The organism is Mesorhizobium sp. M1312, from assembly GCF_040318115.1.
Classification (GTDB): Bacteria; Pseudomonadota; Alphaproteobacteria; order Rhizobiales; family Rhizobiaceae; genus Mesorhizobium.
Map to the genome: position 1 here is coordinate 87,121 of NZ_JAMYLQ010000006.1, position 13,261 is coordinate 100,381.

Genomic DNA, 13,261 nt, shown 5'->3' on the forward strand with positions numbered 1-13,261 from the left:
ACAGCAGTGATGGATTGGACCGATGAAAGCGCCACTCGATCTCGATCAGTTGCAGACCTTCGTCACGATTGTCGACACCGGCAGCTTCACCCGCGCGGCGGAAGCGGTGCATCGGACCCAGTCGGCGGTATCCATGCAGATGCGCCGGCTGGAGGAACGGATCGGCAAGCCGCTGTTCGAAAAGGACGGCCGCACCAATAGGCTGACCGAGGAGGGCGACAGGCTGCTTTCCTACGCAAGACGGCTCCTGTTCCTCAATCGGGAAACGCTGGCCGCCTTCGACGACCGGCGGCTTGAAGGCACGATCCGCATCGGCACGCCGGACGACTATGCCGATCGCTTCCTGCCCGAGATCATGGCCCGCTTCGCCCGTTCCAATCCACGTGTCGAGCTGACCGTCATCTGCGAGCCGACGCCAGGGCTGGTCGAGCATATCAAGCGCGGCAATCTCGATCTGGCGCTGGTGACGCACAATGACGCGCACGGCCAGTCGGAAGTGGTGCGGCGCGAACCGCTGCTGTGGGTCACTTCGGCCAACCACGCGACACATGAGCAGGACACGTTGCCGATGGCTTTCGGCCGGCCGAACTGCATCTGGCGGCGGGCTGCCGTCGACGTGCTCGACCGGCAGAACCGCGACTACCGCATCCTGTTCACCAGCTTCTCGGCAACCGTCATCACCGCCGCGGTGCTTTCCGGCCTGGCCATCTCGGTGCTGCCGGAATGCGCGCTGCGGCCCGGCATGCGGGTGCTGGGCGATGCCGACGGGTTCGGCGCCCTGCCCGATTGCCGCATCGGCATCATGCGCGGCCAGACGTCGCGGCCGGAGATAGTCGACGCGCTGGCCCGCCACATTTCGGAAAGCCTCGACAATATTTCCGTGCCGCTCGGCGAAGAGACGGGGAGCTTCGACTTCGCAGCACTCGCTTTTTCGAAGATGAAGCGGACCAAGCCGAACCAGATCTCGCCTGGCTGGTGAAAAACCTCCGCAATTGGCGGGCACCGGACACAGTCGTCTTGACGCGGACGGACAACCGCCCCCCAATCGGCCAATGAGCGACGCAGTGTCCGAATCACGCACCAACGCCACCGAATACACGGTGAGCGAGATTTCCGGCGCGCTGAAGCGCACGGTCGAGGACGTCTTCGGCAATGTGCGGGTGCGTGGCGAAATATCGGGCTATCGTGGGCCGCATTCCTCCGGCCATGCCTATTTCTGCCTGAAGGACGATCGCGCGCGGCTCGACGCCGTGGTCTGGAAGACCACGATGAGCCGGCTGAAGTTCCGCCCCGAAGAAGGAATGGAGGTGATCGCCACCGGCCGGCTCACTACCTATCCCGGAAAGTCCACATACCAGATCGTCATCGACAATCTGGAGCCGGCTGGCGCCGGGGCGCTAATGGCGCTGCTGGACGAGCGCAAGCGCCGGCTGCAGGCCGAAGGCCTGTTCGATGCCGGCCGCAAGCGCCTGCTGCCGTTCATGCCGCGCGTCATCGGCGTCGTCACCTCGCCGACAGGTTCCGTCATTCGCGACATCATCCACCGGATCAAGGACCGGTTTCCGCTGCATGTGCTTGTCTGGCCGGTGCGGGTGCAGGGCGAGACGGCAGGCGCGGAAGTGACCGCCGCCGTCAACGGCTTCAACGCACTGGCGCAGGATGGCATTATCCCGCACCCCGACCTGTTGATCGTGGCGCGCGGCGGCGGCAGCCTCGAGGACCTTTGGGGGTTCAATGACGAGGCGCTGGCCCGCGCCGTCGCCGCCTCACGCATTCCGGTGATCTCCGCTGTCGGCCATGAAACGGACTGGACGCTGATCGACCTGGCGGCGGATGTGCGGGCGCCGACGCCGACGGGTGCCGCCGAAATCGCCGTGCCCGTGCGCGCCGACCTCGAAGTGACGCTTGCCGGCCTTGGTGCGCGGCTCAAGACCGCAGTATCGCGCAATTTCGAGCGCAAGCGCCAGGCGGTCCGTGCCGCCGCCCGGGCTCTGCCCTCGCCCGACCAGTTGCTGGCACTGCCGCGCCGGCGTTTCGACGAGGCGACGAGCCGGCTTGGCCGGGCGCTGTCCGTCAGCGTCCAACGCAAGCGGGCCAGGCTTCAGGCGCAGCGACTGACGCCGGCCACCCTGTCGCGGCGCATGAACGAAGCCCGCACGCTGGCCGGCCGCGACCTCGCCCGCGCGCAAGCGGCGTTCTTCGCCATCGTGCGCGAGCGGCGAACCCGGTTTTCGCGCACCGCCGCGCGGCTGTCGCCCGCGCCGATCGCAAGGCGGCAGAAATCGCAGGCAGATACCCTGGCGGCTTTGTCACGATGGCAGGACCGGGTGATTTCGGTGCGGCTCGAACGGTTGCGCGGGAAACTGACCCAGGCCGACCGGCTGCTGGCGACGCTGTCGCACAAGGCGGTGCTGGCGCGGGGCTTTGCCTTGGTGAAAGACGCCGACGGCGCAGTGGTCAAGCAAGCGGCAGAAGTGGTGTCGGGGATGGCACTTTCGCTGGAGTTCGCCGACGGAACCGCCGATGCGGTTGCGACCAGCGGTCCCGTAAGACCGAAAACAGTTGCAAAATCGGCCGCCAAAGCCAAGGAGCCTGGCAATCAAGGCTCCCTGTTTTGAGCAGACATGATTTCCGAGTGCCTATGAGTTCTGAGCCCGCATGACTTCTAAATGCCCATGACTTCTGAATGCCCACGACTTCTGAATGGCAATGACCGGCAATCCCCATCACCAGACGCCTTCCGGCAAGCCGCGCGCGAGAGCCTTCGGCATAAGTTTTGACGGCACGCCCGGACCGTTCAACGCCATCACCGATGTGGCTGGCGTTGCGGTTGGTTATTCGACGCTGATTTCGGGCGAAGGTGCGCCGGTGGTCGGCAAAGGGCCCATACGCACCGGCGTGACCGCTATCCTGCCCAGACCGCGCGCCGATCTGGCTACGCCGATTTTTTGCCGGCATCTTCAGCCAGAACGGCAACGGCGAATTGACCGGCTCGCACATCATTCAGGAGACCGGTGCCTTCAATTTGCCGATCACCATCACCAACAAGCATTCCTGCGGCGTTTCACGCGACGGGACGCTGCGCTGGATGCGGCGCGTGCTGCCGGCCGCGCTGGACAGCGGCTGGGGCCTGCCGGTTGCGGCGGAAACGTATGACGGCTTCCTGAACGACATCAACGGCCACCATCTCAGATCAGAGCATGTCGCCGCGGCGCTCGACGGCGCGACCAGCGGATCGATCGAGGAAGGCAGCATCGGTGGCGGCACCGGCATGATCGCCTTCGGTTTCAAGGCAGGCTCCGGCACGGCATCGCGCATCGTCGAATGGCACGGCCGGCGCTACACAGTCGGCGCGTTCGTCCAGGCGAATTTCGGCAAGCGAAGCAATTTCACCATTCGCGGCTTGCGTGCCGGGCCCGATCTCGTGGAACCGGCGATCCGCGAAAGCACGTCGCGCGCCGAAAAGGGCTCGATCATCGGGATCGTCGCCACCGACGCGCCGTTCCTGCCGCATCAGATGAAGCGGCTGGCTCGGCGGGTGCCGCTCGGCGTCGCCATGACCGGTGGGGTCGGCTATCATAGCTCGGGCGATATTTTTCTGGCCTTTTCAATCGCCAATAGCGAGGCGGCACTGGCGCCGCCAGGGCGCATCGCCAGCGCCGATTTTATCCCGGATACCGACATCGATCCGTTCTTCGACGCCGTGATCGGAATCGGTCCTCAATGCGCTGGTCGCCAATGACGACATGACCGGGCGCGACGGCAATTTCGTGCCGGCGCTGCCGAAGGCTTGGCTCCAGGGCAAATTCGGTACGAATCAGCGGACGTAAGGCTGGGTGGCGCGTCTCACGCGTCGCATAGGTCTTGCAAATGCCTGGTAAACAGGTGCCTCCCGGCCGTCGGCCGGGTTCGGCATATCACTGGGCAGACTTGCCCGAATTCGTTTCTTCCTCAGCCGCCTCTTCCAGCCTCGACGCGATAAGTTCCTGAATGTCGCCGACCTCTTCCTGGATATCCTCCAGCGGTATGCCGGCCTCAGCCGCCTTCGCCGCGCATTCCTTGGCGAGGGTCTCGGCCTGCTCCTCGATCCTGTCCAGCGGGGACTGGCAGTGGACCTTTTCGCCGATCCACTCCTGCAAGAACTCGATCGCGTGTTCGCTCATGCTGCTGTTCCCTGGCGCCTGCGCCGGTTAGTAATCATAAACGCCGGTATCCCCGGAAAGATGCACGCTCCCATTCCAACCGAGTCGTCGTCATCCGGCAAGCCGACCTTGCCCAAGCTCCACAGAGCTGACGTGAATCGAAGGTTCAAGGAGCGCATTTCTAATTCTTGAGGAGATTCTATTTTCTTGAGGAGACTGGCACCGTTGGCTGGAATCATGTCCCGGATCGCACCATTGTTTCTACTTGCTTTTTTCCGGTATTCCAGTCAATTTGTATGACAATTGGTGTCATAATACGTGGCACATTTGCGGCGCACCCCCTGGGGCACGCGGCCAAGCCGCCGTTATATAGTGACATCGTCAGGCAATGTCGACTCTGCTCGCCATCCTGCTTCTTCCGCTGCGCCGAGCGTATCTGGATGGCGTACGCTCATCATCGGGGCGAGCATACTTCGCCGGGAATCGACCGAGCGCATTGAGGTGCTGAGCAGCGGCTGAGCTGTGCCAGCAATCCTGTCGCGGTCGCTCCTCGCCGGAGAATTGCCGTGGCGGCCCACTTTGCCGGCTCGCCACGCGGGAGGCTGATTTCCTCGGCAAGTGCGTTGTTTCAATAATCGAAAAGCTCGGCCTATCCGCCAACCATGAGCTTGACGACTTCGTCATGGTTGGTCTCTGAGATCTTGCGCTCGCCGGCCTGAATGCCTCGGCGCAGCACGACGATGCGGTCGGAAACGGCGAAAATATCCTGCAGATTGTGCGAGATGAAGATCACGCCCCGCCCTTGTGCCTTGAGTTGGTGGATGAGCGAAATGACCTTGCGCTGCTCCGGTACGCCGAGGGCCGCGGTCGGTTCGTCCATGATCAGGATCTGCGCGTCCCAATAGACGGCCCGGCCGATTGCGACAGCCTGCCGTTGACCGCCGGAGAAATTGCTGACCGGGGCGTCGAGCCGGCTGACATGGAAGTCTAGCCGTCCCATGGTCTGCTTGGCGGCGACGGCCATGGCCTTGCGATCGAGCACCGGCAAAAAGCCGAAGGCCTTGCGCATGGGTTCACGGCCGAGGAAGATATTGGCGCCGATGGACAAATTGTCGGCGAGGGCGAGATCCTGGTAAATGGTCTCGATGCCTTTTTCGCGCGCCTCCTGCGGCGTCGCGAACGTCACCGGCTGCCCTCTCAGGTGAATTTCACCGCCGGTCGGCTGAAAGACGCCCGATATTGCCTTGATCAGCGTCGTCTTGCCGGCGCCGTTGTCGCCCGCCAGGGCCACCACTTCGCCCGGCCGCACGGCCATGGAGAAATCATTCAGCGCCTGCACCGCACCGAAATGCTTGGAAAGGTGTCGGACTTCGAGAAGGGGGGTGGTTTGTTCGGAACTATTCATCCTGGCGAGCTCCACTGAACCGGCGCTGCGCCTGGTCGATAAGGACGGAGATAATGATGACGAGGCCGACGGCGATGAACTGCCAGAACGGCTCGACATTGACGAAAACCAGCCCGTATTGAATGACCGCGATCACTAAGGCGCCGGCGACCGTCCCGAAGATGGTGCCGGAGCCACCGAACAGGCTGGCGCCGCCGATCACCACGGCTGCGACGCTGTCGAGCAGCAAGGGTTCGCCGGCCTGGGCGGCGCCCGCGGTGAAGCGCGCTGCATAGAGCGCGCCACCGAGGCCCGCGCACATCGCCGAAAGCACGTAGAGGCGCAGGATATGGCCTTTGATGTCGATGCCGGCGCGACGCGCCGCCTGCACATTGGCGCCGATAGCGTAGTTGTGCTGACCGAATCGGGTCTGGCTCAAGATGTAGTGCATCACGACGACGAAAACGGCGGCGATGATGACGAGATAAGGCACACCGTAGAGCCTGCCGTTGCCGAGCAGCGCGAACCAGGAATTCTGGACCGGCACCGTCGTGCCGCCGGCCAGCAGGAAAGCAACGCCACGCGCAACGCCGAACATGCCAAGCGTGCCGATAAAAGGCGGAACTCTCAGGCGCGAGATCAGCAAGCCGTTGATGACGCCAGGCACCCCTGCGACAATCACGGCGGCTAAAATACCCGCCAGCATGGCCAGTGGCAGTGGGATTGCGGCTCCCGCCATATTCGTGGCGTGTGCCGCCACGACAGCCGCGAGCCCCATGATGAAGCCCAGCGAGAGGTCGATGCCTCCCGAAATGATGACGAAAGTCTGCCCGGTCGCCAGCAGCAACGGCGCCACGGCAAATATCGCAATGGACTGCACGTTGAACGGGTTGAGCACGAAGGTCGCGCCGAAGGAGAGCCTCGACCAGACCTCGAAACAGATGATCAGGCCCGCGAGGAACAGCCAGGCGCGTCCTTCTGCGATGCGTGCGAGCCAGCTCCTGGCCGGGTCACCGTGATCCGCCTGAGGAGCGACATGCGTTTCGATTGGTGATGTTGAGGTCATGAATGGTTCCGATCCGCCGCGCGGCCTCCGTCAAACAGGGTCAAAGGGACCCGGCGCAGTCTCCTTCCGGCAGGCCGGAAGGAGACTGCCTGGACTTATTCGGAATAGAGGTACTTCGAGATGTTGGGGTCGGCGATGTTGGACTTGTCCATGATCGTAAAGCCGGTGCCGATCGCAACCGGGATCGACTGGCCGGTCAGATGGGCATAGGCCGACATGACACCGAAATAGCCGATTTCCGCGGGATGCTGGGCAATCGCTACGTCGACAAGGCCAGTGTTGATGTTGTCGACAATGCTGGTCGGCGCGTCGAACGCCACGACCTTGACGGTGCCGGTCTGCCCAGCCTGCTGGACGCCATTCGCCGCGCCAAGCGCGGAGAAAAGGTTTGCGCCGAACACGCCAACGAGATCGGGATTGCGCGCGAACACAGCCTGCAGCTGCGAGGCGGCCTTGTTGGCGTCGTTGTCGTTGAACTGGGTTTCGAGAACGGTGATGCCGGGATGGTTGGCTGCCATCTCCTTCTTGAAGCCCTCTTCACGCTGGTCGGTGGTCGAAATGCCAGGCTTGACGTTCGAAACGTAAACCTTGCCCTTGTCGCCTATGGCCTTGGCCAATGCTCGCGCGGCGATCTCGCCGCCCAGAATGTTGTCCGAGGCAATATAGGACAGTGGGAAATCCGCCTCGCCGGCGCCGGTCTGATAGACTCCGCTGCCGATGAAAGTGTCGACCGTGATCACCGGAATGCCGGCATCATTGGCCTTGCGCAGCGGCTCGACCAATTGAACCTTGTCGGCCGGCGCGATCAGGATGGCGTCCGGCTTCTTGGCGATGACCGCATCGAGCACGGGGACTTGCGTGACCGGATTGAAATCCGGGGCACCCTGGAAAACCAGGGTCACACCAAGGGCATCGGCTGCCGCCTGGGCTCCCTTGCGCATGGTGATATAAAAGCCGTCGGTGGTAAGACCCGGAATGAGCGCAATGGTGAACTTCTTGTCCTGCGCCAACGCCGGCGTGACCAGCGCCGTTGCGCAGATGGCGAGAGCCGCCAGGGCGGCAACAATCTTCTTCATAACATCCTCCTCATAATGTTGGCAGATTTGCCGTTGCGATCGACATTGAAATGGCTGTCAATTTGTTCCGGCTATGTGAAGTGCTGGCGGCGAGAGACGGGTTCGCCTGCTTGCTGTTATGGGCAGCTTTCCTCCCGAGCGCCCCCCCAGTCGTTAGATCAGCCAGTCGAAACCAACCAGCCTGATGCGCAGTCCGTTCCTAGCCTCCGCAAGGTGCGGGGAACAGCGCCGCTAGGCGCGCGGTGCCTAGCCGCAAGGTTGTAACACTTTGCTGAAAGAAATTGCAACTTGGTATTTCCGGGATCGAAACGCTTTCAAACCGGACAACATTTGTCTGCTCCGCAGAACCCCCTCACGCGCAGACTATTGCCCCAACTCTTTGACGACACAACTGATGATTTCGCGGCGGCAGGCTCGCGAGCCGGGTTTGGTGTCGATCAGTTTGGGATCGATCAGGCGTGCCGATGTCACGCATCGGCACGCGCCCGCCACTATCGGGGCAAGAGAGCCTCGAGGATGGCCTGGGCCGTCTTCGTGTCCGTTACCAGGGCATTGATAAGCTTGGCGCGGACGGCACCGATGATGGCCGTCGCCTTCTCCGGCGAGGCGGCAACACCGATCACCAAGGGGACGGCTCGAAGCTGGGCCGGCGACATTGCGATCATCCGGCCCTCCCCTTCCCATGGAATGAGATTACCTTCGGCGTCGAAATAATGGCGAATGACGTCTCCAGCCGCATGAAACAGGGCCTGTTCGCTCAGCGTGGCCGCGCTCGCCTCGGGCGGATTGATGGCATGGGGCAGACCGATGCCGACGATCGCAACGTCGGTCCGGTCCCAAAGCGCGACGCTGTCACGGATGGCTGCATCGCCGAGGAAGACCTCACGCAACTCGGTGGACGGAAGATAGGGCGCATGGATGAAATGCGGCGTCCCGCCGAACTCTTCGGCGGCGAGCCGCACAAACTCGTTGATCTGAAAATGCGGCGCCTGCTGCTGCATGCCGCCGGTGGCAGCGACGGTAAGAACGCCGGGAATGCGCGGCAGGCCTGCCTGGATCACCTCGCGAACGGCTCGCCCCCAGCCAATGGCGACCACCGAGCCGGCCGTCAGTTCCGCTTGCTTAAGCAAGGCGCCGAGCGGCGCAGCGAGGGCCGTCAGCGCACCGGCTGCCGGCGTTTCGATGACCGCCGCGTCGCGAAGTCCGAGTCCCTCGACCAACTGCGTGGTGATGCCTTCGGGGGTTGCAAGATCGAGAACCTCAATCCGCACGATGCCCTCTGCTCTCGCCCGCTGAAGGAGACGCGATATGGTCGCGGTGGAGACGCCAAGCCGCCGCGCGATATCGACCTGCGACATGTCAGCCTCATAGTGCAGTTTGGCGACCGTGTGCAGCATCGTCCGCGATGCGGCTGCATCTTGTGCGGGAGGGACAGGCAGCTTGCAATTCCTTTCAGCAATGTGTTACAGACCCAGCGACCGATGGGAGTTATCGCGCAAATTCGGCTGACTCGCAACGTGGGCTCGTTTCCACGACAGATTGCGGGCCAAGGCCAAATTTCTCGGTTCGATAGCGCATCAAAGCGGCAAAACCTCCTGCCGACAGGCAGGTAAAAACTAAACCTTTCTTGTTCCACGGAGCAGCGCCCCGGTGAATGGGCGCCAACATCGGACAGAAGACCATGACAAAGATGACAACCGCAGAGTTGCGCGGCTACCAGCAGATATGCGGCACGGACGGGGCCATCATGGCCATCGCCTGTGACCAGCGCGGCGGCATGCGGACCTTGCTTGCGGCGGACCCTGCAGAACAGGCCAAGATCACCAACGACATGCTCGGCGACACCAAGTCGGACATCACGCGATACCTGGCCAGCCAGGCGTCCTGCGTGCTGCTCGACCCGCTCTGCGCGGTGCCGCGGGTTGTCGATGAAGGGGTGCTGAGCCGCGATACAGCTCTGCTCATCGGCCTCGATGCCTCGGGCTTCGACGTCTCGCCCGCCGGCTACCGCCTGTCGCGCCTCGTTCCCGGCATCGGCGCGCGCCGCGTCCGCGAGCTCGGCGGCACCGGCGGCAAGATCATGGTGTATCTCAGGGCTGATAGGCCTGAGGCGAATGAGCACAATGTCGCCATTCTGCGCCAATGCATCGCCGACTTCGCGCAAGAGGACCTCCTGCTGGTCGTCGAGTTCCTGACCTACCAGGTCAAAGGGGAAAGCCTTGAAGACTATACGGCCATGATCCCCTGGCTTGTCGAAGAAGGCACCCGGATTTCGCTGGAATGCGGGGCAAAGGTGCTCAAGCTTCCTTATCCCGGAACGCCGGAAGCCTGCGCCAGGATCAGCAGCATGGCTGGCGAGGTGCCATGGGCGGTCCTCTCCGCCGGCGTCAATCACGCAACGTTCCTGGGCCAGGTCGAGATCGCGATGAGGAACGGCGCGTCAGGCGTCATCGCCGGCCGGTCGCTGTGGAAGGACTGCATCTCGCTTGACCGTGACATTCAGCGGGAAAGGCTTAAGTCCATCGCAGTGTCGAGATTGCGCGAGCTTCAGGCGGTGATCGGAAACTACAGGCAGAAAGCCGCTTAGCCATTCGGCGTTCACACCAGGCACTTATGGGACGTCATGCCTCTTAGTTCGATCGCCATAGGAATCGATATCGGCGGCACCAATCTGCGCGCCGCCCGTATTTCCGGTACAGGTGAAATCCTCGACCGCATTTCCGAGAAGAGCGCGCCTGACCCGGCGCTCGTGCTCTCCCGGATCGCCGAAATGGTGCGCCGGCTCGATTCTCCCGAAGTTGCGGCCATCGGTATCGGCATTCCCGGACGCGTCGATGCGCGGCTTGGCGCGGTCTTGTCCGGAGGCTATGTCAACCTCGCTTCGATCTCCCTGGCGCAACGACTGGAAAGCCTGGCGGGCAAGCCCGTGGTGATCGACAATGATTGCAACATGGCACTGATGGCGGAGATGGCTCTCGGCGCCGCCAGAGACCATGAAAGCATCGTCATGTTCACGATCGGGACCGGCATTGGCGGTGCCGTGGCCCAAGACCGGCGAATCGTCCGCGGCAAGGGGACGGCGGGGCAGCTCGGCCACATCACCGTCGACATATCAGGCGAAGCGTGCGTCTGCGGCCGGCGCGGCTGCGTTGAAACCACCAGCTCAGGCACAGCGCTTGGCCGTCACGTCGCGCGGGCAGGCCTCGGTCCGGATGTTTCGGTCGATCAGCTTTTTGCCCGGGATGCGGGCGGCGATCCGTTGGCGCGCGGCATACTGGAAGCCTGGGCCGGGCCGCTGCGTGCGGCAATCGATACGACCGTGGCCATGTTCGACCCTGACCTGGTCCTGCTCGGCGGCGGACTCGGCTTGGCGGCCCACCGGGCGCTTGCCAGGGCTCCCGCCCCGGCTCCGTGGTACCAATGCCCGGTGGAACCGGCGCAACTGGGCGACGACGCCGGCGTCATAGGCGCCGGTCTGAAAGCGCTCGCGAGGAAGGCTGCAGTCGCGCCCGTGTCCTTACCATCTGCCCGGCTCAACCCCGGCCGGCGTGCTGTGCCCAGCCGGCGCGCCGTGCTCGTCAACGGCATTCCCGCGAGCGGCAAAAGCACGGTCTCGCGCGGTATCGCCGAGCGAATGGGTTGGCCATTGCTCGCGCTCGATACGATCAAGAACCCGTTCCTCGAAGTGCTCGGCGGCGGCGATCGCGAATTCAACCGCACGCTCGGCCGCGCCAGCTACGAAGCCATCTGGTCGGTCGTCGGCGAGGCTCCGGCGGGCACCATATTTGTCGTCGACGCCTGGTTCGGTTTCCAGCCGCGCCAGGTGCTCGAGGACCACTTGCGAAGGGCCGGCGTCGAGCAGACCGCCGAAATCTGGTGCCATGCTCCCGGCGAGATCCTGGCCGAGCGCTATCGCGCACGGCTCGACCGGCGTCCCGCCGGCCATCCCGGCGCGGCCTACATCCCCGAACTGATCGAACTGGCCAAGCGCGCCGAGCCGCTGCGGCGCGGACCGCTGTTTGACGTCGACACGACCAAAGCGATCGCTTTCGATGCCATCACACAATGGTTGCAGGCGACGATTGCGGCTGACACATAGGCAGCGCGGCCGGCGAATAAATTCAGTGCAAATAAACCAGTGGCACCGTTGGCTAACCAGCGACCTCCGGATCCTCAATCCGAGTCCAGCCAGTGATTATATTGGCTTTTTTGCCATCATGTTGCGACGCGCGCCCTGCCCGTCCACAGTGTCCGATAGTGGTCGGCAAGCAGGTTCAACATGCCGATCGAGATTCGCGTTTCGGCCTGTTTGGCGATCAGCACTGCGACGATAGCCTCCCCGCGGGAAAATCGCCTATGGACTTCGGTGCCACCAGTCAGGATAGCTCGCCGCCTTGAGCGGGCGCGTTTTGTAAACGGATTCGCTCACTCCACTGGAACAAGAATGGCTCCGCACCGTTCAAGTTAAGCAAACCCGTCGCGGCAGCAATGAAGCGCTGCAGGGGAGTTTGCTTGGAGGTAATATGAGAAAGCAATTTTCCTCGGCCGCGGCAGGAGTCCTTCTGCTCGTCGGTGTGAGCGCCGCCGCCGCCCAGGACGTCGTCGTTATTCAACCCGAGCAGGACACTGTGATCCGGGAATACGTGAAAAAGAAACCGATGGCATCCGTCAGCCTTCTCGGCGTGGAGCTCAACATCGGCACAGCTCTGCCCGATACAGTCGAGCTTTACGAGGTGCCGGACGTTCAGTACCGCTATGTAGTCGTCGATGGCCGAACCGTTCTGGTCGACCCATCTACCCGCAAGATCGTGAAGGTCTACGACTGACACGAACGCTTCAGACTGACGCCCGCCGTGCCGAAAGGTGCGGCGGGCATGTTTTGTTTGGAACAAAGGCTTTAGACGACAGTCTGGACTCGCAGCATGTTCTCGCAGACCGATGCTGTGCGATCGGATTGCCCGATCAGCCCGCGCCCTCCGGAGGTCGCGGACTTTCATTTTCGGCCTGGCGCTAAGTGCGACCAGCTCCTGGTATCTGGTCGAGGAGATCTGGACTGTTGCTCACAGGCATCTGGCCGTCGGGAGTGAGCTTGTCCACCGCGTCGGGCAGTTCTCTTGTGAGCCGGTCGATAAGTTCGTCGCGGGACAATCCGGTTTGCTCCGCGAGATCGCTCAATGTTTGCGGGTCGATCGCTTTCTCAACCTGGTCACGCTGAACGGGGCGATTTGATCCTGTACCGACCCAAGAATCAACCTGATCGCCCGCACCCGCATTCCTGAGACGGTCCAGGATATCGCCGAGACCGCCGGGGGAGCCAGCGCTTTTGGGACCCGTCGAGTTCCTACCGGCGATTAGCTCGCCGATCTTGTCCCTATTCTTGTAGGCAAGCAGGCCAAGCAAGGCTATGGCGACCTTTCCTATGTCAAGGCTCATTTCGCGTCTCCTTCCATGAAGAAGGGACAAGCCATGCGGCTTTGAAAGGTTCCACGGCAGTCGCTGCTGGTCTGTTGTCGAGAGCGTCTGGCGTCATCGGGGGCTGGACTCAAGTGTCCAATGGTCTCATTCTGCCCTGGGGAAAGGGGTAGCGGTACAA

11 protein-coding genes and 1 pseudogene are annotated in these 13,261 nt (G+C 62.8%); 6 read left to right on the forward strand and 6 right to left on the reverse strand.

The genetic code is table 11. From position 1 onward, the window contains the following. Positions 1-22: 22 nt before the first annotated feature. The 3 genes and pseudogenes from NKH36_RS10015 to NKH36_RS10025 all read left to right on the forward strand — a co-directional run bounded on the left by NKH36_RS10015 (position 23) and on the right by NKH36_RS10025 (position 3,830). Complete coding sequence (locus NKH36_RS10015) at positions 23-979, forward strand: LysR substrate-binding domain-containing protein (RefSeq protein ID WP_352957719.1); 957 nt, start codon at positions 23-25, stop codon at positions 977-979. A 73-nt stretch (positions 980-1,052) separates the two neighbouring features. Beyond that, a complete protein-coding gene (gene xseA / locus NKH36_RS10020; protein WP_352957721.1) occupies positions 1,053-2,618 on the forward strand; it encodes an exodeoxyribonuclease VII large subunit in 1,566 nt (521 codons plus the stop codon). Positions 2,619-2,709: 91 nt separating this feature from the next. Continuing rightward, positions 2,710-3,830, forward strand: a pseudogene (locus tag NKH36_RS10025) (DmpA family aminopeptidase). Positions 3,831-3,917: 87 nt separating this feature from the next. Here the strand turns inward: NKH36_RS10025 and NKH36_RS10030 are convergent. The 5 genes from NKH36_RS10030 to NKH36_RS10050 form a co-directional block, all read right to left on the reverse strand. Continuing rightward, positions 3,918-4,163, reverse strand: coding sequence for a hypothetical protein (locus NKH36_RS10030; RefSeq protein WP_352957723.1), 246 nt, complete (start codon positions 4,161-4,163; stop codon positions 3,918-3,920). 628 nt (positions 4,164-4,791) lie between these two features. Continuing rightward, positions 4,792-5,547, reverse strand: coding sequence for an ATP-binding cassette domain-containing protein (locus tag NKH36_RS10035; protein ID WP_352957724.1), 756 nt, complete (start codon positions 5,545-5,547; stop codon positions 4,792-4,794). Beyond that, positions 5,540-6,592: an ABC transporter permease subunit gene (locus tag NKH36_RS10040; protein WP_352957726.1), complete on the reverse strand. Its 1,053-nt coding sequence runs from the start codon at positions 6,590-6,592 to the stop codon at positions 5,540-5,542. Before NKH36_RS10040 ends, NKH36_RS10035 begins: the two co-directional genes overlap by 8 nt. A gap of 95 nt (positions 6,593-6,687) precedes the next feature. Further along, on the reverse strand, positions 6,688-7,668 hold the full coding sequence (locus NKH36_RS10045; RefSeq protein WP_352957727.1) for an ABC transporter substrate-binding protein: 981 nt from the start codon (positions 7,666-7,668) through the stop codon (positions 6,688-6,690). Between the two features lie 491 nt (positions 7,669-8,159). Further along, the gene (locus NKH36_RS10050) at positions 8,160-9,065 is read right to left on the reverse strand and encodes a sugar-binding transcriptional regulator (protein ID WP_352957728.1); all 906 of its coding nucleotides are present in this window, start codon (positions 9,063-9,065) and stop codon (positions 8,160-8,162) included. Between the two features lie 284 nt (positions 9,066-9,349). Between NKH36_RS10050 and NKH36_RS10055 the strand changes: the two genes are divergently transcribed. The 3 genes from NKH36_RS10055 (at position 9,350) to NKH36_RS10065 (ending at position 12,494) form a co-directional block, all read left to right on the forward strand. Then, positions 9,350-10,255 carry a tagatose-bisphosphate aldolase gene (locus tag NKH36_RS10055; RefSeq protein WP_352957729.1) on the forward strand — a complete coding sequence of 302 codons (906 nt, stop codon included), beginning with the start codon at positions 9,350-9,352 and terminating at the stop codon, positions 10,253-10,255. Between the two features lie 36 nt (positions 10,256-10,291). Beyond that, a complete protein-coding gene (locus NKH36_RS10060; protein WP_352957731.1) occupies positions 10,292-11,767 on the forward strand; it encodes an ROK family protein in 1,476 nt (491 codons plus the stop codon). Positions 11,768-12,191: 424 nt separating this feature from the next. Continuing rightward, on the forward strand, positions 12,192-12,494 hold the full coding sequence (locus tag NKH36_RS10065) for a DUF1236 domain-containing protein (protein WP_095519021.1): 303 nt from the start codon (positions 12,192-12,194) through the stop codon (positions 12,492-12,494). A 184-nt stretch (positions 12,495-12,678) separates the two neighbouring features. Here the strand turns inward: NKH36_RS10065 and NKH36_RS10070 are convergent, their stop codons facing one another. Continuing rightward, positions 12,679-13,101, reverse strand: coding sequence for a YidB family protein (locus NKH36_RS10070; protein WP_352957733.1), 423 nt, complete (start codon positions 13,099-13,101; stop codon positions 12,679-12,681). Positions 13,102-13,261: the final 160 nt, after the last annotated feature.